This window comes from Stieleria varia (assembly GCF_038443385.1).
Classification (GTDB): Bacteria; Planctomycetota; Planctomycetia; order Pirellulales; family Pirellulaceae; genus Stieleria; species Stieleria varia.
Genome location: NZ_CP151726.1, coordinates 1888087 through 1912705 on the forward strand (window position 1 = coordinate 1888087; position 24619 = coordinate 1912705).

19 protein-coding genes are annotated in these 24619 nt (G+C 56.4%); 6 read left to right on the plus strand and 13 right to left on the minus strand.

Translation table 11 applies throughout. From position 1 onward, the window contains the following. Positions 1–51 precede the first annotated feature (51 nt). Positions 52–237, plus strand: coding sequence for a hypothetical protein (locus Pla52nx_RS06510; RefSeq protein ID WP_146523377.1), 186 nt, complete (start codon positions 52–54; stop codon positions 235–237). A gap of 282 nt (positions 238–519) precedes the next feature. Here the strand turns inward: Pla52nx_RS06510 and Pla52nx_RS06515 are convergent, their stop codons facing one another. The 3 genes from Pla52nx_RS06515 to Pla52nx_RS06525 all read right to left on the minus strand — a co-directional run bounded on the left by Pla52nx_RS06515 (position 520) and on the right by Pla52nx_RS06525 (position 2617). After that, a complete protein-coding gene (locus Pla52nx_RS06515; protein ID WP_146523378.1) occupies positions 520–1137 on the minus strand; it encodes a hypothetical protein in 618 nt (205 codons plus the stop codon). Positions 1138–1143: 6 nt separating this feature from the next. Continuing rightward, positions 1144–1794, minus strand: coding sequence for a hypothetical protein (locus Pla52nx_RS06520; RefSeq protein ID WP_146523379.1), 651 nt, complete (start codon positions 1792–1794; stop codon positions 1144–1146). A 433-nt stretch (positions 1795–2227) separates the two neighbouring features. Further along, positions 2228–2617: a hypothetical protein gene (locus Pla52nx_RS06525; protein ID WP_146523380.1), complete on the minus strand. Its 390-nt coding sequence runs from the start codon at positions 2615–2617 to the stop codon at positions 2228–2230. A 701-nt stretch (positions 2618–3318) separates the two neighbouring features. Between Pla52nx_RS06525 and Pla52nx_RS06530 the strand changes: the two genes are divergently transcribed. After that, positions 3319–3525: a hypothetical protein gene (locus Pla52nx_RS06530; RefSeq protein WP_197455093.1), complete on the plus strand. Its 207-nt coding sequence runs from the start codon at positions 3319–3321 to the stop codon at positions 3523–3525. A gap of 48 nt (positions 3526–3573) precedes the next feature. Here the strand turns inward: Pla52nx_RS06530 and Pla52nx_RS06535 are convergent, their stop codons facing one another. Next, a complete protein-coding gene (locus Pla52nx_RS06535) occupies positions 3574–5088 on the minus strand; it encodes an alkaline phosphatase PhoX (protein WP_146523382.1) in 1515 nt (504 codons plus the stop codon). A 241-nt stretch (positions 5089–5329) separates the two neighbouring features. On the opposite strand from Pla52nx_RS06535, the gene Pla52nx_RS06540 reads away from it, so the two are divergent. From Pla52nx_RS06540 to Pla52nx_RS06555, 4 genes are read left to right on the plus strand one after another with little or no spacing between them, the layout of a single operon-like run. Next, complete coding sequence (locus Pla52nx_RS06540; RefSeq protein WP_146523383.1) at positions 5330–7996, plus strand: hypothetical protein; 2667 nt, start codon at positions 5330–5332, stop codon at positions 7994–7996. Between the two features lie 3 nt (positions 7997–7999). Beyond that, positions 8000–9073, plus strand: coding sequence for an ABC transporter ATP-binding protein (locus tag Pla52nx_RS06545; RefSeq protein WP_146523384.1), 1074 nt, complete (start codon positions 8000–8002; stop codon positions 9071–9073). Beyond that, entirely contained in the window at positions 9070–10740 is a 1671-nt protein-coding gene (locus tag Pla52nx_RS06550; protein WP_197455095.1) for an ABC transporter permease subunit, read from the plus strand. Before Pla52nx_RS06545 ends, Pla52nx_RS06550 begins: the two co-directional genes overlap by 4 nt. Then, entirely contained in the window at positions 10716–12548 is a 1833-nt protein-coding gene (locus Pla52nx_RS06555; protein ID WP_146523386.1) for a HEAT repeat domain-containing protein, read from the plus strand. The genes Pla52nx_RS06550 and Pla52nx_RS06555 overlap by 25 nt, the downstream gene beginning before the upstream one ends. Positions 12549–12821: 273 nt before the next feature. On the opposite strand, the gene Pla52nx_RS06560 is transcribed toward Pla52nx_RS06555, so the two are convergent. From Pla52nx_RS06560 to Pla52nx_RS06600, 9 genes are all read right to left on the minus strand, one after another. Continuing rightward, positions 12822–14255, minus strand: coding sequence for an IS4 family transposase (locus Pla52nx_RS06560; RefSeq protein ID WP_146523889.1), 1434 nt, complete (start codon positions 14253–14255; stop codon positions 12822–12824). Positions 14256–14531: 276 nt separating this feature from the next. Further along, positions 14532–14906: a hypothetical protein gene (locus Pla52nx_RS06565; RefSeq protein WP_197454921.1), complete on the minus strand. Its 375-nt coding sequence runs from the start codon at positions 14904–14906 to the stop codon at positions 14532–14534. A gap of 185 nt (positions 14907–15091) precedes the next feature. After that, positions 15092–15889, minus strand: coding sequence for a Nif3-like dinuclear metal center hexameric protein (locus tag Pla52nx_RS06570; RefSeq protein ID WP_231742345.1), 798 nt, complete (start codon positions 15887–15889; stop codon positions 15092–15094). A gap of 27 nt (positions 15890–15916) precedes the next feature. Then, on the minus strand, positions 15917–16447 hold the full coding sequence (infC, locus tag Pla52nx_RS06575; RefSeq protein WP_146522268.1) for a translation initiation factor IF-3: 531 nt from the start codon (positions 16445–16447) through the stop codon (positions 15917–15919). 362 nt (positions 16448–16809) lie between these two features. Then, the gene (locus tag Pla52nx_RS06580; RefSeq protein ID WP_197454922.1) at positions 16810–17862 is read right to left on the minus strand and encodes a ThuA domain-containing protein; all 1053 of its coding nucleotides are present in this window, start codon (positions 17860–17862) and stop codon (positions 16810–16812) included. Between the two features lie 149 nt (positions 17863–18011). Then, entirely contained in the window at positions 18012–20066 is a 2055-nt protein-coding gene (locus tag Pla52nx_RS06585) for a PDZ domain-containing protein (protein WP_146522269.1), read from the minus strand. A 60-nt stretch (positions 20067–20126) separates the two neighbouring features. Then, complete coding sequence (locus tag Pla52nx_RS06590; protein ID WP_146522270.1) at positions 20127–21146, minus strand: S1C family serine protease; 1020 nt, start codon at positions 21144–21146, stop codon at positions 20127–20129. 176 nt (positions 21147–21322) lie between these two features. Next, positions 21323–23236 carry a S1C family serine protease gene (locus Pla52nx_RS06595; protein WP_146522271.1) on the minus strand — a complete coding sequence of 638 codons (1914 nt, stop codon included), beginning with the start codon at positions 23234–23236 and terminating at the stop codon, positions 21323–21325. Further along, complete coding sequence (locus tag Pla52nx_RS06600; RefSeq protein ID WP_146522272.1) at positions 23233–24396, minus strand: NPCBM/NEW2 domain-containing protein; 1164 nt, start codon at positions 24394–24396, stop codon at positions 23233–23235. The genes Pla52nx_RS06595 and Pla52nx_RS06600 overlap by 4 nt, the downstream gene beginning before the upstream one ends. Positions 24397–24619 lie beyond the last annotated feature (223 nt).

The following is a 24619-nucleotide window of genomic DNA, read 5'->3' on the forward strand; positions in this document are numbered from 1 at the left end:
GCTGGATGACCCGCCTGAGCTAGAACGCCCTTTGGCATGATCCTGGCCGACATGCCACGACGACGAGGGTTCGCCTTTGATGGCTCTTTTGATTCTCTCAATCCGAAAAATGATGCCGAACGCTACGAGTACGATGAGGATGGTGTTTCCAATCAACTTCATGGTGCAACCTGCAGTAAAGTCCAGCGTCTAGGGCGATTGATGAAATCTGGCACGTTCCAGCGAACTGGATGCTGAAATCTAGGTCAAATAACCGTGGGTTTCGCTCCTACCACCGAAAGTGTCTCTAATGAGCGAGTGTTCACAAAACCACGTTACGTGGATGGCTGTTTGACCTGCTGCCAACTTGGCTGAGGTCAGTAGTGGCTATTGATCGCGTTCCTTGCGTTGGACGCTCAAATAGTTCATGTGGAGGGCAGTTCCCCCACTCAGACATCGGATCTGCTGTGACTTAAACAGTTCCTCAATGGTGCAGATGACATGGCGTTGACTTGCGGCGATTTGGAAACAGGATTTCGATCAAGCGTTTGCTTTGAGATTGACGACAGCTTTATCGCCGGCGGATTTCACAATCGACTCGATGGCCTCTAAGGTACCTTCCCCATCGGCGGAATGCACACACACACTTTCTCCATCAGTGAACTTGATGTCGGCTTGCAGGAAGTCTCTACCTTTCTTTCTGACTTCACAAACACGAACCGATTCGATGAATTGAAAGGAACGCGAGACCTGCCGAATTCCCTTCATGAATTGAATCCAATGAGGATTTTGGATCGTGTAGCGGATCTCGTAGACCAGGTGCAAGCCACTTTCGTATACCGAGAGACGGGAACTTAAGTAGACGCTTCTGACACAACGTCGAACAAACCTCAGTACAAGGAATGCCACCACGAAGAAAACGATGCAGACGACGCCCATGCCGATCAGTCCGATCACAGGCCTGTCAGGTGCTTGCGCCATCCAAGCAATGCATACTTTCGCCAATAGCCACAGTGACAATGGCGCAAGAACGGTCAGGACGGATGTTACAACTGCGAGTAGTGGCAAGCTGAGCGTGGGCGTTCGAGCGTCGCAGCTTGTCTTGAGCTGTCCAAATTGAGGTCGATAAGGAGCCTCGTAGTATTCAAGGTGATTCATTGCGATCTACTTGTTATAGCCTTCTGGGTTTTCGACGATGTAGTGACAGCGTGTCATGAAAGCTTGAAATACACCTTCGACGTTTCCTTCGAAACTCGAAGCCCAGTTGACGGCTGACCGTTTGCCATATCGCGCATGAAGGAAAAGTTGAGGCTTAAGTCCATGGCCTCCGGAAAAACTGCTCACGGTCACGCGGCTGAATTCTGACCAAGGAATTCTTTTCACAGAGTTTCTTTTGACCACCTCCAGCCCGTCCTCGTAAGCCGCCAACCCGAAACGTCTTTGCAGCCCCCACAGCGTGACAAAGACCAACCCAATGACGACACCGAATCCCGCGATAGCTCCACCACACCAACTCATCCGATTCAAGAATTCGTCTCGCGTCAGGTTTTCAGGAACCGATCCAAGAAAACCTAATCCGACAAGCAGAAGGCCAAGGCAAATAAAGAGCAGAGGAATGAGCAATGTGGAAATTCCACCCAGGTCAGACTTTGAAACGCAGCACGCCAACGGCGCATCATGATCCTGTTGCGAGTCAGTCGACGGTTCAGGGATCTCTTGATTGATGGAAACGAAATTGACATCAGGGAAATCCTTCTGATCAGCGTTCAGAAACGCTGACGAGACCAGTGGAACATTTGACACGGCTTCATTCATTATTTCGATTCACCTGCGTGGTTTGCTGAACGACCCTCAAAGAAGTTCGGTGAAGGATAGCTCTCTGCTATGCAGTGCTCTCCCCAGCATCTTGAGCCGGCCCAAAAAATCTCGAGATTCGAAATCGTCAAGATCGGCAAGACACGAGCGACGCCCAAACGCACCCGAACTCACAGCCACACTGCTGGATCGGTTTTTCTGCGAGTTTTGCGGATGAGACGTTTTGTGTTGAATGATCCGTTGAGGCCACACCGAGTGGGATACGTGCTCATTTCCGAACAGTAAGAAGTTCCATGGGATGTTGGTCACTGCCGGACGAGATCCATGGATCGAGAATGTGCAGTTCAAGGAGAATGAGCTGACCGTGGCCTGCTGACCGTTATTTTGAACGACGGCCACTCGCCGCCGAATCGACGGTTCATAACAGTCATTCTCAATGGTTTCGTCCGTGACTCTTGAGGCTGCGAATCGGTGAAGTGGCGTTTTGCAACCAACCGCGGTTGTCCGTGGGGACGCACGGAGGTGGGCTGGAGCATTGGCAATCGTCGATGATTGGGTCGTTGACCTGTCGTGGTGGAATCACCCGAGCAGGCGGAGTGGCTTCGATCGCTGGTGCGGGCAGTGACCCTGCTTCACTCGCCGTCGTGAACTGATTGTTGCTCACGTTTCCGGCTCGAAAGGGGTTCGCATTTGCGAACGTCGTCGACATCTTTAGCAATGCTTCTTTGATCTCCGCGACAGTGGGAAATGTGTTTCCGAATCCCGGCAGTGCCAGTAGGGAGCACATGATGGCGACAACGCACACGCGGATGAGGGTTTGCATGAAGACACCATGGAAGCCCCGTTCGAATGTGGGGTTGTCGATCGAAGAACGATTCTTCCATCGAAAAAAGAGACCAAACACATCGAAGGAAATTCTAAATCTTCTTTTTCGTTCTTCTTTCTCCGGATCGCGACAAATGATCAGTCGAAGGCGTGCTTGGCCACCTGAGATGACTTGAGCGGGAGTCGCTGCAGTGACCGGAATTCGATGTCCGTCTACTCGGAGTTTGATTCTCGACTGTCGATTTATCTTCCTCGCAGATTTTTGCGGCAAGCGGATCATGAATCCCGTCTGTGACGCTTGACGAATGAGAACGGGAATGCAATGCCGTCCAAACTCAAGCTTTGCTCGGATTTCGTTGCGTGGACGGGAACGATGGGCACGTATTGTTCGCACGGGTATGACCCTTGGGTGTGTCGGTGTACGAAGTGATGGAAGTTCCGATTGCTTCATGCCCTTATTTTTTGCGCTCACCGACCTGTCACGATCCTCCATTTCGAGGGCGTGCAACGACAGCAACGCCGCGTCGCTTGAATGCAGCACACAGTCAACTCACCGTGGCAAGCTTCACGGAGCCCGACAGAGGGGGCGCAGTAAGTGAGTACCGCCCATCGGGATGGCGTTCACTACTCATCAATAGGCCAGCCCTAACCAAATGACGGTAAACCGTCAGTTCATTGGCAAAATATCAGGAAGCCTACTTGCCGTTTTTTTCCGGACAGATGTCGTCATTGGAACAACCGGTCGAACCGGACGACGAAGAGTTGAAGCATGTACACTTGAGGCGTTTGGAGATCCGCACACTGCGATTTCGAGATGAAGTCGTCGATGAGATTGGCGGCGGGAGGACACGGGCGTCATCCATTGAGATAGGAATTCTCACGCATCTTCTCGCCAAGTCGATGTGACCTCTCGTCGGAACCAGTCCGGCTTGGGCGTGCGTACGGCGATGAACCTCAACTGACAAACACGTCTGCCCAGGGGCCTGTGATGGCGAAGGTAATGCCTGGGGTTTGAATGTTGACAAACATCCAGTTGCCGTCAGGGCTGAAGGTTGCCCCGGCCCATTCTTTGGTTCGGAAATCGCCTTGGAAACCGTTCTTCTCTCCCTGCAGACGCACGTTGTTTTCCGCAAACAATCCCAACTTGCCATCGGGTGAAAGCGAAAAAATACGTTGCGGGTACTCGTTCGCGCCGTAGTCATTGTCTTCGCACAGCATCAATCCGCCTTGAGGGCTGACGCACAGGTTGTCGGGCATGTTCAACGTCGGCTTGTTGGGTGATTCGAACAGCAGTTTCAGCTTTTGTTGTTTCGGATCAAACTGCCAGATCTGCCCGGCCTCAGCCGCACCACCGCTGGTGGCATCAAAGTAAACGAGTCCGTTGCCGAACCAGCATCCTTCCAAGCGAGAGAACATCGAACCACCGGCCCGCTGACCTTGTTTGAAAACACCCAATTCGTCACCGATCGTGAACCGAGATGTCGCTTCGATCTGCTTGCCTGCTTTCCGAGCCACCTCTTGTTTTCTCAATTCCGTTTCCCATTGCCGAGGCGTCGGGACCACCGAAGTGCCTTTGGTGTGCGCCAACGACGGATCATCGATGCGATGCCAGCGGACATCGAACTCGGCCCCGTTTGGGAATCCGCCACGCAAGTCGGGTTGGCCGACGACCTCGGCCATCTCCAGCGTGCCTCCGGCGGCGAGTTTGCCGGGGACGTTGGGCGTAAAACGATAGAACCCCGATGTCGCTCGGTCCTCTGTTTCGTAGACGATGCCCGTTTCATGGTCGATGGCGATCGCTTCATGCACAAAGCGTCCCATGTCCCTGATCGGTTGTGGAGTTGTCGCCATCGCTTGTCCATCAACGTTCACTTCGAAAACCCAGCCGTGAGTTTTCTGGAATTCTCGAATCACGCCTGATTTGTAGTAGTCGCGGTCGTTTGGCCCCATCACGGTTTCCTCCGCAGTCAACCATGTCCCCCAAGGCGTCACACCGCCGGCACAATTGCGGCTGGTTCCCGACATGGCCACTCGACTGCTCAGCCATTGCCCTAGTTTGGTGTCAAAGGTCAGTGTCGTACAACCGCCGCCGGCCATCGGGTCGTAGGCGTGTCCCAGCGGATGCGGTATGGCTTGGCAGTCTTCGCTGATTTCATGGTTTCGACAAAGGGTCAGAACGTCACCGTCAACCCGGATCACGCCCATGCCATCGTGAGCCTCTGGTGTCGGGACGCCGTCAACCATTGGATCGCCGGTCCATCCAAAGCTTCGATAGCGAAATCCAGGAGGCAATCTCAGCAGCGGCAATCCGGTTGTGTCGTCAATCGTTTCGGACAAGTCACTACGATGGCTCGCGGACTCGCCGAGTGCGAATCGAGACCCGAGCGAACCGAATGCTCCGGCGACGGCGAAACCTGCGGCGGCGGAGAAATTGTCAGAAAGAAATTTTCGGCGAGATTGTGCGGGCATTGTCGCCCTCCGGTGGATGAACGATAGAATCTCGCGGTAGCTTAATGATCCGTTGCCAATGTCAAGAGTGACCCGGCAAGACGTGCGTCCCAGAAAGTCTGCGATTGATAATTTCATAGCCGCTTTCGGGGCATGAACCTCAGATGAAGATCTGGTTAAACTACTGTTCGCGTGAATTGCGCCCGCTCGCCTCGTTTTCGGAGTCTCATTTTTGCCGCAAGATCACACGCAACACAGCCTCATGGTTGAGGGTTTGCCATCCCCCAAAGCTACCCCTCAAGCACTTGCGATTTACCTCGGCGCTGTTTTGCTGTGGAGCGTTCTCGCGGCGTTGGGTCACACGCAATCGGCAACAGAACCCCCTGGAAACGTAGAAGTCTCTGCTGCTGCGTCAGGCGATGTCTCGCAAGATGCGACTTCACAGGCCGATGCGCCGCGGGGCGTCTCGATGGCCGTCAGCCCGGGCGGGTTGCAACGGCATGTTGCTGGACGTTGGTCGACGCTAATGGTGTCCGGAGCCAACCGGACCACGGAAGATGCGGAGGACACGATTGTGGTCTCGGTGGGCGACGAGATTGGGCTGCAATATGCCCGGCGAATGTGGATCCCGGCCGGTGCACGCAGACAGTCATGGTTGCCCATTGAAATCCCCGCTGACATTCCCGCTGATCAGCTTCAGGTCGACGCCAAATCGATGCGATTGACTCAGGCGGCGGACGGCGAGCAGTTTCAATCCAACTTCGTGGGTGAACCCATTTCTCGACGTTCGTTGCTGATCGATCACGATCAATCCACAGCGGCCATCATCCTGGATCGGGAAATGCCCGATCAGCCGGCCCACTCGGTGACTGAGTTTCAACGCAGTTTGGTCTACGCGGCGCGCCAGCGTCTGAGACTCTCACAGCAGGATCTGTTGCTGCCTGAATTTGCATCCGACTGGATGCCGCCCACGCCCAAATCGCTCGATGCGATCGACCAATTGGTGATCGGATCCGATCGGCTTTTTTCAGACTCAGGCTTCGTCGCCCAGCTGGCTCGTTGGGTGCGCGGCGGAGGCCGTCTGTGGATCATGCTGGACCGTATCGATCCTGATGCGGTGCATCAATTGCTTGGCGACGACCATTGTTTCACGACAGTGGATTCCGTCGAGCTGAACAGGTTCCGTGTGGAAACGGTGGACTTGATGGATTCAAAATCACTGCAAAAGGCGGAGCCATGGGAGTCAGAAAGGCCAGCCCAAATGCTGCGAATTCTTGCTCATACCGACGACGTCAGTGCGCGCGTGGACGGATGGCCGGCCGCATTCTGGATTCCATTCGGCGATGGCGAAGTCTTGATGACGACATTGGATGCCTCCGGATGGTTTGTCGACGGTGACCCCGAAGGCGGCATCACGACCGCGATGCACACCGTGGCGCTTCGGTTCTTTGATCGACGCGTTGAACCACAGAGTCATCTGGCAGCAGTGACCCCGATGGTGGACAAGCAGATCGGATACACGATTCCAGCCCGATCGATGATCGCAACCATTCTTGGGCTTCACTCGGTCGCCCTATTGTTCGTTGGCGTCTGGCTGCTGCGTACTCGCCGGTTGCAACTGTTGGCTGCCGTGGTGCCGACGATCGCATTGGTGGCGACGGTTTCACTGCTGGTGATCGGATATCGGAAATCAAGATCGATTCCGCCGACAATCGCGAGTGGTCAGATTGCGATCGTTTCCACGGATGGCAGCAGCAGACGTACCGAAACGGTTTCCGCTATTTACCGAGGCGATCGTCAACCGCTTTCGATCGTTTCGCCACCGAAATCGACCACTGAGTTGTTGACGGATTCATCCGACAGCCAAACCAAACGAATCCTCTGGGACGATGCCTGGCAAGAGACTTGGCAGTTCGTTACCCAGCGCCCGGGCGTCGTGCAACATGCCAGGACCATTTCGGTCTCGCATCATGCTCAACCGTGGATCGCCGATGGGACCTTTGATGAAAACGGCTTCACGGCAACCATCCATGGCGTCGGTAACTTTGCAGATCCCGTGGTGGTCGCACCGTCGACACCCACTCTGTCGTTGACAGGATCGACCGACAGCTCGAATCAAGTCCGCGGCTCGATCGATGATGTCCTACCACCAGGACGGTTCATCAAAGACAGCTTGATGTCACAATCGCAACAGCAGCGTCAGCAGTTCTTGCAACAGACGCAAACGACAGACACCAGTCAAATGCTGACACAGGACGCTTCGCGGCGACGACAAGCTGTCTTGGCCTGGACCGATATGACCGACTCGCCCGTTTCATTCAGCGGCGACTATGCACTGAAAGGATGGTCGTTGGTGTCGATCCCCATTCACTTGCGTCGCCCCGCACCTGATCGCACCTTTCAGATCCCCGCGACCTTTGTGCGATTGGATACGCTGGCCGGTACGGAGGGAGCATCACTGGTCTTCGATCCTCGAACCGGAAAATGGCTCGCCGAATTGACGGGAGCCAAGCGAGTGGCATTGCGTTGCGTCCTGCCGGATGAAATCCTGCCGTGCCGGATCACCAAGGTTTCGGTCGCGATCAAGATCAGTGCGCCCTCACGAACGCTGTCCGTCGAGCACGCGTCGGGGGAAGAAACCGTTGTGATCTATGAAAAAGCAAACCCCACGGGGCTTCAAGTATTCGAATTTGATGACACATCGGTGTTAGACCAAGCCGCTGCCGGGGAGTTGAACCTGTCTGTATCCGTCTCCGCAACTGATTCCGAAATCGCAGCTGGCCAAATCGCAGCTGGCCAAATCACGAGAACGCCTGCGACAACCGATGAATTGAGCTCTCGCTCCCCCATCAACCCCGCCGCCTCCGCCAGTCAAAGCACGTGGAGTATTCAGTACATGCACGTGAGTGTCCACGCTACGAGTGAATGAACCATGAACCAAATCCAATCTGCCAACAGAGATGTCGAGCCGGTGGTCGTCATCAAAGACTTGACCAAGCGATACGGCGAGTTCACCGCGCTCGACTCATTGACGATGCACGTCGGTCGTGGACAGATCCTGGGTTTCATCGGACCCAATGGTGCCGGCAAGACGACGACCATCAAGATTCTGGTCGGATTGCTCAAGGCAACAAGCGGTCAAGCGTCCATCGCAGGCGCGGACTGTTTGCGTGATTCCCGCAAGATCAAACGAATGGTCGGGTACATGCCGGATGACTTTGGCAAGTACAACAACATGCGTGTCGCCGAGTACCTGGACTTCTTTGGCGCAGCCTATTCGATCGGTCGACGAGAACGCAACATTCGAATTGATGAAGTGCTGGAGATTGCCGGGGCGACTCACATGAAGGATTTGTTCGTCGACGCATTGAGCCGAGGAATGCAGCAGCGGGTCGCAATCGCACGTACTTTGATGCATGATCCTCAAGTCCTGATCTTGGATGAACCGGCCAACGGGTTGGATCCTCAAGCACGGATTGACATGCGAGTGATGCTGCTGAGGCTCGCTGAGATGCAAAAGACGTTGATCGTGACCAGTCATATCTTGCCCGAGTTGGCCAGGATCTGCGACACCGTCGCGATGATCACCAAAGGCAAACTGCGTGCATTCGGCACCGTCGACGAGATCATGCGAGACATTCAACAACGACGGACTTTCGAAATCTTGCTGCCCGACGATGTGTCGATCGAATCGGTCGGCCAACGCGTTCGGACTTGGTTGGACTCTCATGCCCGAGACACGCAAGCCGACGATGTGCAGAACGCGACCGCGGAAACGATGGTGCGTTTCAAGACAAGCCTGAGTGATCAGGAGATCGGCGGGCTGCTGACACACTTGATCCAACAAGGAGACACCGTGTTACAGTTCCGTGAGGTCATGGCCGACCTGGAAGACGCTTTCTTGTCAGTTGCGGGCGATGCGTCTGAGGCAGGTTCCGATGTAGAGCGATCAACATCAGATACAAACGAGACGGTCGGGAGTGGATCGGTGGGAGAAACCTCGTGATCAACCCCGTCATCCAACGAGAGTTCTTTGGGATCCTGCGATCACCCAAGACACTCTTCATGCTGCTGGCGTTGACGACCGTGTTTTCGCTGACGGTGTTGATTCGGTGGCCGGCGGATTCCGCCGTGGACCTCAGCGGCAGTCAGTCGCGTGAAGTGTTCCGGATTTTCGGTTACGCGTTGCTGGGCGGGATCGTCTTTCTCGTCCCCGCGTTTCCCGCGACTTCGGTCGTGAACGAACGCAACAGTGGCACATTGGCCTTGCTGCTCAATTCGCCGCTGAGTAGCGCTTCGATTTATTTCGGCAAGATCTCCGGCGTGCTGCTGTACAGCTTTCTGGTTCTGCTGTGCAGCCTGCCGGCGTCGGCCGCTTGTTTCGCGCTCGGCGGGATCGATTTGAGCAGCGAATTGGGAATGCTGTACCTCGTGCTGACCTTGCTGGTCATTCAGTATGCGACGTTGGGCATGTTGGTCAGCAGTTATGCGCAATCAGCCGATGCAGCGGTTCGTGTGACCTACATGGCGATCTTGGGTTTGTTTTTCCTGACGCTGGTTCCCGCCGCATTCTTGCGAGGCACGGGGCTCTGGGAATCGAGTCCGGTCATCGCGTCGGTTGGCGGATGGATCCGCAGTCTCTCGCCGTTGCCCGCAGTGATGGAGATCATGGGACAAAGCGACCTCGGATCGTCGGGTCTCAAGACGGCATCTCATACGATGAGTTTTGTGATCTGCACCGCGATCAGTTGTGTGGTGTTCGCCGGAATCACGATTTCGCGATTGAACTATCGCATTTTTGATCGTTCACGATCTCAAGGCGTGATGACGAACGAACGCGGTTTGATGGCGAGGACGGTTCGACGATTGGTTTACATCGTTGATCCGCAACGACGCAAAGCGGGCATCCCTTGGTATCTCAATCCGGTGATGGTCAAGGAATTTCGCTGTCGCAAGTTCGGCCGGTCCCAGTGGCTGTTGCGTCTGGTTTCCGTGTGTGCGGTCACCTCGATGGTGTTGACTTTCATGGCCGCCACGAGCGCGACCTCTTGGGGCGTGGAGACGATCGGCGGGCTACTGGTCTTGTTGCAAGTCATCTTGATCGTCGTGCTGACACCGAGTTTGGCGTCCGGGTTGATCAGTGGCGAGCGAGATGGCGGCGGCTGGGAACTGTTGCGTTTGACGCCTTTGTCAGCCATAGCAGTGGTCAGCGGAAAGCTGCTGAGTGTGTTGTGGACGATGTCATTGGTCTTGTTGGCCACGTTGCCGGGTTACCTGGTCATGATCTGGATCGAGCCCACGATGTGGTTGCAAGTCAACCTTGTCTTGATCTGCTTGGCCGTCACGATCGTTTACGCCCTGGCTGTCAGCGCGGCCGTGGGTTGCTTGTTCCGCTCCACGGCGGTGTCCACCAGCGTGGCGTACATCGTCGTCATCTTGTTGTTCCTGTTACCGATCCTGGTTTGGCTCTCGCGTGATGCGCCCTTTGGCTATTCCACCGTTCAAACGGCGTTGACGCTTACGCCGCTGGGTGCGGCGTTGAGCGTGATCGGTACACCTGGTTTTGAAGTTTACAATTTGCTGCCCGCCGCTTGGTGGGTCGCCGGTGTCGTCACGACGCTGATGTTTTTCGTTTTGGGAGCTCAAGTATGGCGACTGACCCGAGCCGTTTGATGCGGTTTCTGATCTCGCTGACGACGATCACGTCAAGGGCATCGGTGCTGCGGTGCACCGTGACTTTGTTGACTGCTGGATGGATCATTTGCGGTGCGGGTGACATCACGCACCTGTCTGCTGCCGATCCGTTTGCTCGGTACGAGATGCAAATGTATCACCGACCCGAATTGCCCACCCAGCAGCAACGAGAGCGGTTTCCGGAGGGGATTGTTGAGTTGTGGGCCAAAGCATTGCAGCGTCCCGATCCGCAACTGCAGAGAATGATGGTCGACCAGATCGCCGATGCGTATCGTCGGGGGATGCCTGGCCTGGAGTCCTTCATTCCCACGATGGTGGAGCTTGCCGAAAAACCCGATCAGTCCCTGGATGTGGTTCGTGCGGTCGCGCAGACGCTGATCACGATGGAGGCCAAAGATCACACGGATCGACTGGCGCGATGGGCCGTTCGATATGGACTGCCCATTGGAAAACACGTGGAACCGGTCTTGGCGCAGTGGCAATCCACGGCAATGCGTGAGCAGTGGATCGCACGGATCAATCAGTCCGCAAACAACGACTCCGAGTTGTTGCTTGCGATCAACGGTGCCGGCGCAATCGGTCTCGACTCAGTCGTCAACCAATTGACCCAGTGGGTGATCGACGAATCACAGTCGCCATCGATCCGAATGGCCGCTGCTCGCGCTCTGGCAAGCATCGATCACGAAGGTGTCGCGGCGACCGCAGGCCAGATCTTGCAGGGAACCAGGCAGAATCCCATGTTGGACGAGATCTTGGCTGTCGAACTGCTTCGCAAGCAAACGGACAAACAGTTGATTCCCCTGTTGTCTCGTTTGGCCGACAGCAAGACATCGGCGGTTCAAGCCGGTGCGTTACAGATTCTGATCGCGATCGACCCCGAATTGATCGATCCGTACGTGGACTCAGCCATTCTCAGCCCCGACGTCAACTTGCGGTGGGTTTGTGTTCAAGGCATTGCCCAGGCTCCTCAATCGAATCGAATGGTCCAGCTGGCTCGACTGCTGGATGACCTGAATCCAACCCTTCGACGCGATGTGGCGTCCCTGTTGGTCCAACTGGCAGACGACGAGATCTTGTCCGACGAAATCATCGCCGGAACAAAGGCCGTGTTGAATGAAAACAGTTGGCGTGGATGCGAGCAGGCTTGCGTGGTGATGGCCAATCTGGATCACAAAGCGGCCGGAGTTCGAATCGTTGAGCTGTTGCCGCACCCGCGAGGTGAAGTCCGAGTGGCCTCCGCGTGGGCGTTGTCGCAGTTGGGTGTGGAAACGTTGATGCCCGACATGGTTGAGCATGGTGAGGAAGTGCTGCAGAAGTTCAAGGACGGGACGTTTACCAACTTGATGCCGGGCTACGTCGAGCAAATGGCCCACTTGTTCATCGCATTTGGGAAACAAGGCTACCGACCGGCTCGAGGACTGATGTCCAAGTACATGCCCAAGGACTACAGCTTGGGAACTCATGCCAGGGCCGCAGCATGTTGGGCACTGGGCATGATTTACGAAGGTGAACTCGACAAAGACCTCGTGAAAACGATGGAGGATCAGTTGCTGGATTCGGAATCGATGTTTCCCGAAGAAGTGCCTGTTCGGCGAATGGCTGCGATCGGCTTGGGCCGCATGAACGCAGAGTCCGCGATCCCATCGCTGCGGAAATACCTCAAGGGTTACGGTGAGGTGCCCTTGGGATGCCACTGGGCATTGAACAAGATGCTGGGCGAACCCATCCCCACGATCCCAGATAGCATCGTGGAAATCGACGGATGGATCCTTTCGCCGGCGAAGTGATGCTGACATCTTAAACAACATAGCCTGGGGTCGCGGCGAAGCCAGCGCACCCCGGGTTAGCTCCGATAGCTGCGGAGCAGCGACAGCATACAGCATGGGGTGCCATCCCCATGTTTCCGCAAGCGAGTCCGCCGAGAAGCTGCGGAGCAGCGACAGCATAAAACGTTTGGTGTAAGCCCACAGCACGCGGTGGTCCGGATGCAATCTGTCGCCGCTCCGCGGCTTGTTGGCGGCGTCGGGCGTTGTTCACCTGGGGCTCGCGCCCTCTTTATCCTACACATCTCCGATGAGCCTTTTGTAGGCGAGGAAAGCTTCGTGGTACGACTCGATTTTCCGCATTCCTCGCCAGATCGTTGTGGAGCCGGGCGGGCCTTGGCCTTTCTTGTCCAGATAGCCGCCAAGCTTGGCGACCACCAGCATCCATTCGCCGATCGTGGGAGGTGTTTCGGGAACCTCACGTCCGGCAAAGACCACGAGGTACGTCGCCTTCCAAAAACTGGCATCGTAGAAACGCTCGCAACTGACTTGCGGACAAACTCGATTGGCGGTCTTGAGTTGCTCGACTCGAAACCCAGTGATCATCAAAAGCGTCACCGCACGCACGTATGTATCGATCTGCTCGTACTTCAGCTTCTCAATCTTCATGCCGCTCTTGAGCGTCTTGAAATACAGTTCGATGTCCCAGCGGCGACAATAAGAACCAATGACTCGTTCGATTTCCGAGATCGTCGAAATGGGGAGCGATGTAAAAAGTAACCAGCGGATCGGCTCTTCGCCTTCGGGTGCGTCCGTTTCGACGGCCTCGACAACATTGATCGTCACGTCGGGAGCACGACCACCAGGGCGTGCCGGGCCGCGTAAAGTGACCTGCCGGGCACGAATCGAAATCGATGCTACCCGGGCACTGCGACTCATCCGACGAGCACGCGTTTCTCCGATAATTAATGACTTTCGCTCGCTTAAATCGATTTCACGCTGAAACTGAAACTCCGTCTCCTGCATCACTTCGGAGATCGTCCTGGTTTCACCTTGATCGAGCACTGTGCGATCTTGGCAACCACGAATGACGTAGTCATAGTTGGCCGCCAGATCATCGGTTTGCGCTAGCAATTCATAAATATCAGACTCGCTGTCCGAGACGCCAATGTAGTGCGTCTGGGGATGAGCCAGTGCGATTTGCTCGCCACTTTGAAACATCTCCAGCCAACGGTAGCTTTCTTTTTCTTCAAAGGCTTGCTGGCGTCGCAGGTTGACTTTTTCTGTTTTGTTCAGATCCGTCTTGATGTCATCACGCGTCCAAATGCACTGATCGACCGTGCCCAGAACAAGTCCATCCTCGGTGATCGCATAGAGTGGGTGCAGAAAGAAACCGAATTTGTCCCGACTCTCCAACGGCCCGGCCCCGCGGACTTGCCGCTGTGGTTTGGTGAGATCACAGACGGTGGTATCCTGGGATAGGATGACGACCGGTTGCTCGGCGGTGCGAGCGATTGAAGCATCATTGTGGGCTTTGAGAATGCCGTCCACAGGGATATTTCGATTGTTTACCAAACGGTAGGTTGCCTCAAGTTTCGCGTTGTCCTTACACGCACTGGGCGTAGATTCGGCAATCTCGGACTGTTGCTCAAGAATCAGGGCGACACGTCGCTCCCGCCGCTTATCACCTAAATCCAAAGTCCGAAGCTCATCTTTTATCCAGCTTGCCATTGTCCCGATCCCTGGGGAAGTGTTTTGTCGACTCCAACCGACCAAAGGGTAGAAAAAAAGATGTGTAGGATAAAGAGGGCTCGCGCCCCAGGCTGTATGCTGTCGTCGCATCCGCGACTGAGGGGATTGCTGGGAACGTGAAGAATGAACCGGCGATGATCGCTGCGCTCTATCGCCAGCTACCGTCTGTGACCGCTACACGGTCATATGCAGCAACAATACTTTTCACGTTCCTCGGGACGTGCGATTAATAAGTTACCGCTTGCGGATTGTCGTTCAACGGTAAGGATATCCGCGGACTTCCGCCTCTGGGTCAGCCTTCAATTCTCGGGGACCAAACCGGACGGAATACGTCCCGTCACCGTGAAATGTGACACCCTGGCAATTCAGGTAGATGTATTCCGGAAAGTACCGAGGATTCCGTTCTTTTTCAAAATCAGGAGAGATTCGCAGGATCATCTTGTTGATGGTGTACGAATCACGCTCGATGGAGAGATCCAGACGCGTTTGAGTATCGACAGCGTAGAACTGCTCTCGGGGAGGAAGCGGATCGGAAAGCTTTTCACGCGTGATGTACCCGATTGCACCATTGTCCCTCGTCCTGGCCACTTTTGCGTCACGAAGCACCTGTTCTGCTTTGTCTTGCTTCATTCCTATCGTGACGGATAACGTTGCATTCTCGTCCCCGCTGACACTTGACTCAGTGAGACATGGCAGCAGAAGAACAACGAGTAACAATCTGAATTGCATCAGCGGCCTCAATAAAATTATTGCGGTGGAACGATTGAACGAAAGCAGCTGGGCGGATCACCACCGGATTTGTCAGCCTAGAAAGGCTAACGTACGAGAGGGTGTACTGGATCGGACTCTTGGTGGCTCGGCCAGATGGTGAGGTCGGGGTGCAGTTTGGACAACTGCGCGGCGAGGTATTCCATCGCGAATCGCTCGCTCCAGTAATGCCCCAGCAGCCCCAAGGCGATGCCGGTCGATTCGGCTTCCAAGCACGAGTGAAAGTTGGCTTCGCCGGTGATCAGCAGGTCACATCCGCGACGACGTGCGGCGGGTAAGAAACTGCCGCCGCTGCCGCATGCGAAACCGATCTTGTTAACGATGTGATCAGACTCTCCGACCAAACGCGGGCAAGTCGCTCCGACAGCCTGGGAGGCTTGCACCAGGATCTCGGCGGCCGTGGACGGGGCGGCGAGCTTGCCGTAGCGACCGCTGCCCAGCGGGACATCATCCTGAGGATCGATCAGCGCGGCGACATCGGTCAGTTGAAACAAGTTGGTCCAGCGAGTGTTGATCCCATCGGCGGCGGAATCGAATGCGGTGTGCGCGCTATAGATCGCCACACCGGCTCGGATCAAACGCAGCAGCATGACGCCGGTGACGTTGTCCGAGGTGATCTTGGCAAGTGGTTGAAACGGTAGCGGATGATGCGTGATGATCACATCTGCATTCTCCGCGACGGCTTCGTCCACCACCGTGGGCGAGATGGTCAGGCAGGTCATGACCCGGGTGATCGTTTGCGAACGATCACCGATCAGAAGGCCGACATTGTCCCACGACTCGGCCAGTTTCAGCGGCGCGAGTTGAGCGAGGGACTGGCAGAGGTTATCCAGGGGAATCGTCACGTGGTCGGATTTCCTCGCGACGCTGGTCTACTTGGGAGCAATCATGCAGATCATCCGTCGACCGTGCTGCTGCGGCGTCGTTTCGACTTTGCCGTGTTCGCTGAGCAGCTCGATGACTTGTTCCATGACCTTTCGGCCTTCTTCGATGTGAGCCATCTCACGACCGCGGAACAGGACGCTGACTTGCACTTTGTCTTTGTGCTCCAAGAATTTCTCCGCGCGACGGATCTTCGTGCGGATGTCCTCGTCACCGGTCTTGGGACGCAACCGAATCTCTTTGGTCTTGGTATGCGTCTGGTGGCGATTGGTTTTCTTGTTCTTGTCGTACTTGTACTTGCCGTAATCCATGATTCGGCAAACCGGCGGTCGCTCATTGGGCGCCACCTCGACGAGATCAAGCCCGGCTTCCCTGGCTCGTTCCAACGCTTCTTCAGTCGGGATGACCCCTAACTGTTCCCCGGTTTCGCTAACGACGCGAATGGGGGTGATGCGGATGTTGTTGTTGATGCGAGTTTGATCGCGATTCTCTGGTTGGTTGTTTCTGCGTGCCAATGCCACAAAAGGTAAGTCTCCGGCTGGTGGGCGTTCCAGCGCATCTTGGGATGAAGAGGATTCGTACGGCACTCGGTAGGTGTGCCGCGTAGGGTCCTACAAGACCCGACATGGATTCCAAAACAAAGGTGAAAGGGACAGGATGCTATCAGATCGTTTGATCTCACAGCTTACAAACAATAGGTCATCGGGAGGGGGATTTAAGCCCCGACTCCCCTTGACTGGTGTTGACGCAAGTATCCGGGGGTGTGATAGCGAGCGTCAACAGTGAAAAACACGGATTCCCCGAGTTTTAACGCTTATCCGAGTCCCGGAAGGGCGCCGACGGGTCAAAAACGGAAACTTTCGGCCAAGTTTTTACGCGCAGGCTACTGCATCTTGGCGGCTTCGGCGTTCCATTGAGGGCTGCCGGGCGGGTCGGGATACTCGGTGGGCTTGCCCAAATCGAAGTCGCTGGGCTGCATGTTTCGATCGGCAAAGTAGCTTTTTTCCTTGATAAAACCGTAGAAACTGGGGTGAAATGGATCGACGAATTCCACGTCCGCCTTGGCAGGCACGTCACGACCGGTCAGGTGAAAGGCGGCGTTGACGATCAGACGACGCAGGTCTGCGTCCAGAAAATCAACCGAGGCACCCGCCGTCGTGCAAAACGAATTTCCTTTTTTGCCCGAATCGGACACATAGGGGTGCAGCCAAGCAAGCGGTTGCATCGGGTCGTTCTTGGGGCCATCCACATTGGGCGATTCCGGATCGAGCGTCTGAGTGACGGCGGCTCGCAGCAGAATCGAATCGGCATCGGTCAAGTGCGTCACGCCGTAGACATCCGAGAGCGCAAAGATCTCGCCCACGGAATTGAGGATGGGATGCTTTTCGTTTTCCGCAACGACAACGCTGCGGGCACCCTCGCGTTTGTGTTGTCCATGGTGGTTGACCCACTGTTCGCCCAACACCAGCAAGCCGAACTTGCCGTACGAGATACTGTCGCCAAAGGAGCCTCTGCCATTGAACGCGTGGGTCGAGGTTCGAATCCCAATCACCGGTTTTCCCGCGTTGAGAAAGTCGGTGATGTATTTGGCGTCCTCTTCGCTCGGGGTTCGGAACCGAGTTCCAATGATCATCAAATCGGCGTCCGCCAGCGAGTCCCAGCCCCGTACGCCTTGCGAGTTGTTGGGGTCGATGTAACTGCCGTCGGCCGAAAGTGAAAACAGGACGGTGCAATGGAAGCCATGTTTCTTGCTGAGCAACTTGGCCAGCATCGGCATCGTTTCTTCGGTGCGATACTCCTCGTCGCCGGAAACCAACACGACTCGTTTGGCGTTGGCGTCGTCAACGGCAAAGACCAATCGGTCCGGCTGTGCAGCGGAAAGGACGGATGAGCTGATCCAAGCGATCAGCAACATGGGGGCGAAAACTCGAAGCATGGCGTGCTTCCTGCCGATGGAGGGAATGGGACGGGAGAGTCCAAGATTATACTCGGTTTTGAGACCGGGGCAGGTCAGCCTGGAAAGGCTGACGTACGGGTTGTCGCGAGTCAGCCTGGAAAGGCTGACGTACGATAGGCTGACGTACGTTAGATGGTTTGCAGCAGGCGAATCCAGCGGAGCAGATCGGTGCGATCACAGGTGATGCCGCCTTGAACAATCGGATAGCCCGCCTTGGACAATGCCGCGCCCCAACTGGGCAGCTCGTCATCGCTTTCGATGGGCAGCAATAGCTGCAGGGACCGGTCCGGTTCGTTCTCTCGCAATCGTACGGCAGGTGGCCGAGTCTTGGCCGACACCGCGACGCCAAAGAACGTGCGACTGTCGGACATGGCAACCGCGAGCGCCATCGCATCAGCCGCCGACGCTTCGCCTCCGGCGATCGCGCCGGGAGTTGCGATCCCGACGGCGGATTCCGCGATCGGATGCCGCTTCAAAACAGCCATCGCCATGCGGGATACCACATCGATTTCTTGAGGTTGCCAACGATTTTCTTCCGCGGGCGTGACGATGCAAATGACAACGCCTTGCGAGGCCGCGATGTCCATCCATGCTTTGAGCGATTCCTCGGGTGAGCCATCGCCTGGGGCGGACAACACGATCAGCAAACCCAATCGATCCGGTCCAGCGTCGGCGTTTTCCTTGGGTGCCAAGACGGCGGCCACGTTGGATACGTCGGGCAGCTTCATGGGCGTGATTTCCCAAGCCGGTTTCTTGTCCGCGTCTTCGACGGGTTTTTCAGCAGGTTTCCACATCGGCAGGGTTTCGGCAAAGGCTTTGCCTGCGATACTTGTTGGGACGATGGTGACCTGCTGTTCGCTGCCCTGACGTGAAATTGTCAACGTGACTTCTTTCTTGGGCTCGGCGGAGATCAGTTTTCGACGCAGGGTGTTCAGGTCATTGATCTCCGCATCATCCAGTTTGACCAACGTGTCACCGGTCTGCAGTTTTCCGTCGGCAGCAGATCCGGGAACAACGTCGTCGATAACGATGTCGGCAACGGCGTCTTCGGAATCAGATGAGTCGTTTTCGGGCGGATCATTTTCGGGTGAATCGGCGGGCGTTGTTTCACTGACCAGAACGCCCAGTCTCTGTGGTTGCAGGGGCGGGATGGTTTCCGCCAACGTGACTTCGACGTCGGATTCCGTCTTGTCGCGGCGGTACTGGATCTTGATGACTTCGCCCGCATCAAACCGCCCGAGGACTTGGCGGATCTCTTGGAAACGTTTGACTGGAGTGCCATCAATGGCGACGATCACGTCACCGGATTTCAAGCCGGCATTCTCGGCGGGCGAACGTGTGCGAACGGCGGCCAGTTCGGTGCCATTTTTGTACGGGTCGTTGGTTTTGGGAACGATGCCGATCAAACCTTTTCGGATGTCGGTGCCGTCGATCATTCGATCGAGTTTTCGTTTCAGCACATCGGTGGGAACGGCGAATGCAATTCCCGAGTCATACCAACTGGTGGCATCGGGAGCGCCGCCTTCGGCGACGGCCGGGATCAAGACGCCGATCGGTTTTCCGTACAGGTCCACCAAGACGCCGCCGTAGAAAGATGGCGAAACGCGCGCGTCGGTTTGCAACGCGATTCCGTCAAGTCGCTCCACGGCGCTGAGGATTCCGCTGCTGACCAGTGGCGATTGCGAGGGACCGTAGCGTCCGGTCGCGACCACCGTGCTGCCGATCGTGAGGTCCAGCTCGGCGGGCAAAGTCAATGCGGTGAGTTCTTTGTCGGTGGTGATCTTCAGCAGCACGAGGTTGCGATGCCAGTCCCGCGAGACGACTTTCGCGGCGTGGCGTGAACCATCGGGCAACACAACCAGCACGCTCGCCGATGGGCGACGCAGCACGATGTCGGAGCAAACCACGTAACCGCGATCATCGACGATGAACCCGCATGTGGGAGCGTCCTTTTCCAACTCACTCTGATCGTCTTGGCTGGTCACGTCCGACGCATTGACGATCTCGATCGTCACGATGGACGGCAGGACTTCGTTCGCCGCGTCTCGAACCGCCCTGGCCATCGCGACACGCAATGTCTGTGGGTCAGCTGATTGCGCGATCGACAGTACAATGAATTGGCATGCGAAGATCACGCAAGTAAACGCGAGTGCGATGCGCAGTGGTTTGACGATGCGATTCATGAATGGAACAACTACCGCGGAGGGGAACGCACAGCCATTTATTTTGGCTGTACAGACAGGTTATTTTGGCTGTACGGACAGGGGCAAAATTTCTGTGTCACGTTGGACGGTCAGCTCGACATTGTCTCGACGATCAATGCGACGCAACATTTCGATCAACGACGCTTGACTCTTGACACGCTGTCCGTTGAGCAGCAGGATCAAATCGTCCGGGCGGACGTCGACGGATGCGGCCGGACCACCGGGGACGACCGCGTCGACGAAAGCCGGCGTGGACTCGAGCACGTTGGGCACCAGGATCAGGCCAAGCGTTTCGAGGTTGTGAGAACGCTCGCGTGGCAACATCGGTTCTTCGCTGCTGGCCACCGAAGTGACTTTGCCCGAGATGATGTCCCCGATGACGCTTCTCAGCTCGCTGGCGGGCAAGGCGTAGTTGAGCCAAACACCGGTGGCGCTATCACGCAACTCTTTGCCGAGCATGCCGACCAGGTTTCCCGACACGTCGACCACCGCACCGCCGGCGGCACCCGGATTGTTTGCGATCAAGTCCAACACCAGCACGGGGCCGCGATAGGTTGTTTTGAAGGTTCCGCGTCGCGCGTCCAGCGGTGAGATCGATGCAATGATGCCCTGCATCACACTTGCCGGCTCATCTCCGCTGGCGATGCCAAAGAGATTACTGACGGCCAAGATCGGGTCGCCCCACGTGACATCGGTTTCCTTTGAAACGGTGAAATAGGGCAAGTCGCTGGCGTCGATCTTCAGGACGGCCAAATCCAGCGACGGTTGAAAGCCGACGATCTCCGATTCGAACCGACGCCCGTCGTCGAGCACCACAACGGGTTCGACGTCCAACACGTAACTCCAAGCCGTTGCGATGTGCCCGTCGGGTGAAACAAAAAATCCACTCTGATAGGCTTCCAATCCGGTCAAGCCGCCCGCACCGTAGATTTTCACCACGCGTTGTTGGGCTTCACGCGACGGGTCGGCCAACGTTGGCTGAGACGCAGGGTCCTGCTTGGCCTCGTCTGCGTTTGTCTTTGCCGAAACAATTTCTTGGGCCGTTGCAGGCGTTGCCATGAACAACGTGCAGGCGAGCGTCCAACAAAACGCGAGGAGCAACGAAAGGCTTGATGACGAACTAGGTAGTGGGTTTCGCCAGAACCCCTTTCGCATCCAACGTCTGGCGAAATCCAATCGAACGACCATTGACCGTTGGTTCCTAACGTTGCAAAGCGTGATCATGGACCGACGTTTCATGGGGTCACCTCTTTGTCGGTATCCGCTGCGGCATCGATCGGCTTAGTCGGCTCGATCGGCTCTGTCGTCCATGAGTCGATGTTCAGGGAAAGTTCGTTTTCCAATCCGTAACGCAGATCAAAGCCGGCGATCTTGTCGCCCTCGTAACGCACCCACAGCTCCGCGGGGTCTTCGTCGCGATCCGCTTGGACCTCGATGCACTCCAGTCGCATCGTGTCGGGATGGTACAACCAGCGAATCTCCATTTCGCCATCGATGCCGACAAAGCAATGACGCAGGGGACGCTCGCCGCCCAGCGGCATGGTGCCCCAGTAATACGATTCGCCGAAACGTTTCGGGCCGTCGCGAAGCATACGCCGCCAAGCGCTCAATGCAGGCAGGATGCCGCCGACGGTTTGGGCATCGACGCCGTTGTAGAGATCGGCTTTGGTCCTGCCTTCGATCGCAGTGCTGCCGACCAGCATCGCGTAGCGTCCCGGTTCGATTCGAATATTGACGGGCTGCTGGGCGCCGTCGGCGTTCTTGCCTTCAATGCCTTTGCCTTGGATCACCCACGCCAAGTCATCCGTCGCGTTCTCGACCGGAGCCGACTTGCGGAGCGAATCGATGAACTCGGTCTGCAACATTTCGTTGAAGTGATAGTTGGCGTAGCCGTGTCGAGCGGTGATGAGTTCCTCGACAGCCTTGGGAATGGCGGCACCTTTCGAGGGAGCATGCGGATTTGCGTCGCGTCCACGATTGGGAGCGTTCTCACCGTCGTTGTCACCTTCGCCCTTGTTCTCGCCTTCTCCCTCTGGGCCTTCTCCCTCTGGGCCTTCTCCTTTTTCGTCGGGCGATTCTTCGATCGGCGGAGGCGGCGGCAACGCGGATGCCATCTTCTCCAGCAATTCGTCTTGCAAGTGAACGCCCATCAGGCGAACCAGCGTTTCGGTCGTGCGTCCTTCATTTTGCATCACCAGTTTGACTCGCCAGCCGCTGGGCAGAGTTCCCAAGACGTTTTGAACATCGTTGGCCGTGGTGACGGGACGTCCATCGATTTCGATGATCTCGGAATCGTATCTCAAGCCACGTCGGAACGCGTCGCTGGACTCCAGGATGTTGCTGACCACGACGCCACCGTCGGGATCGGTGGTCACCGTCGCACCGAGCGTGGCGTGATCCACGATGCGACCGCTACGCAGGCAACCGAGAAAATTCTTGGCTTGATTGATCGAGATCGCGTAGCCGACTCCCACGTTGACTCGTCCACGTTTTTCAAAGGATGCACGTCCGACGATTCCCAACAAGTGCCCTTTGGCATCGTAGATTGGGCCGCCTGAGTTACCTGGGTTGATCGACGCATCGGTCTGCAGGCAGTCCGCGTATTCCAACAGCGTGCCCGAGGGATACTGATAACGTCCGACCCCGCTGAGGATTCCCCACGTGACGGTCGGCTGCAGATTGGATGCCAGCAAGAACGGATTGCCGATCACCATGCACCAATCGCCCGCGCGAGCGTTCAAGCTGTTGGCGATCGTGGCGTAGGGAAAGTCATCGCGTCCCAGCAACCGGATCATGGCCAAGTCACCGACAGGGTCAATGCCGACCAAGACCGCGTCATAGATGTTGCCGTCGCTCAAGCCGCAACGCATGAAGGTGCCGGCCGGGCTGGTGACGTGAAAGTTGGTCAAGGCGTAGCCGTCCGGTGAAATCAACACGCCGCTACCGCCACCACCTCCACCGGGAACAAATACGCTGACCGCAGATGGCCTGGCGACGTTGATCGCCGCAATCCTTTCTTGCTCGGCCGACTGAACCAACGGGTCCAAAGTGATTTCTGCCCGGGCAGTGCCAGAGGCCATCAGATGGCAGAAAAGCACAGCGAGGCTACACGCAAGGAACGCACGTTGTTTTGTTTTCAGCAGCATCATTTCAACAGCCTTGGTCGAATGATTCGGACCAGATCGCCGACGTCGCCGTCGTCGGCAGGATCGATTTCGATGCGAACACGCTTTGCATCATCCAGCGGGATTTGAAATCCGAGTTGTTCAGGGTTCGTCAACTTTTCCTCCCAGGCGACTTTACCGTCCAGCGAGATGCGAACGATGACTTGTCCCGCTGATGCGACTTGAGACTCGCGTCGCACCGCACCAGCGAGCGTTTGGTATTCACTGCCGAGTCGATACTCGACGGCCGCTCCGCCACTGATCACCAAGTCATCTTGTTCGGATTGGGGTTCGAACCACGCCGCCAACGTTTTGCTCGGCAACGCGGTGCCCACGTATGGCTGATAGCTGGACTCCGCACTCGCTTCACGAGCGAGCAGTTGCTCGCCTGTCCCCCAAGACATCGACTTGAGATGCTTGAGCGGCAGCTCGTGTGTGATCGAGTCGGTCAAACGCAATCGCAAAGGTTCACCGGTGGCGCTGGGAGCAAGCGACATGACCTGCCATGTGGAGCCATAAACGTCGGTGACCTGAATCTTGGCCGAGGGCGAATCTGACGCGGTGCCGCCAAAGACGATTCCTTCCAATCGAGCCAAAGGTGCGTTGATCTTGTCACCATCCAAATCAAAGATCACTTCGCCCGACGCTAGGCCTTCAACGACACCGCTGATGGGATCCAGTTTGTCTCCCGGGCGCAGGATCACCATCACGTCTCCCCGCGATTCAGCTTCCGTGATTCCCAGCCATTGGGCATCGGTCGTCACCGCCGAGGGACGAAAGCGAATCGAAGCGACTTCCGCGACCGGAACCTTCAGCGGTTTTTGTCGGCGAGGCTCGATCGTCAACTCGCTGCCGGACATCGAGAAATCTTGGGCCGCGATCACGCTGCCGCTTCGCAAAGTCGCCCGCATCGCCGGCCCCGTCAGCCCTTCGTCGATGACCAGCGGTGTGACGGCGGCAAGAGCGTCGTAGGAAAATTCTTTGACGCCATCGGCTTGCTCGATCGTGATGAACGCCTCGTTAACCGTCGTCAAATCGCCCGTGACGGTATGCCCGGTCAGGGTGGTGACGCGGACGGGCAAGACCGCGGCCGCGAGTAGCGCCGAGCAATGAAACAACACCGACGCGAGAGGACTGATGATCATTGCGGAAATGAGATCCGGAATCGGGGAGAATGTGTTCGCAGTGCACCACACACGGCGCTTCACATTGTAACACACAAAGCAACAAGCCCGGCTTTGGAGAAGCCGGGCTTGATGGCAATGGTCGGGCCGGTGGAGGATGCCTGGTGGAGAAGCTACCGCGTGACTTCGCCGATCAGGCCGGCGATCTCGATCCGTTGAAGGGATCCGAATGCTTCTGGCTCCC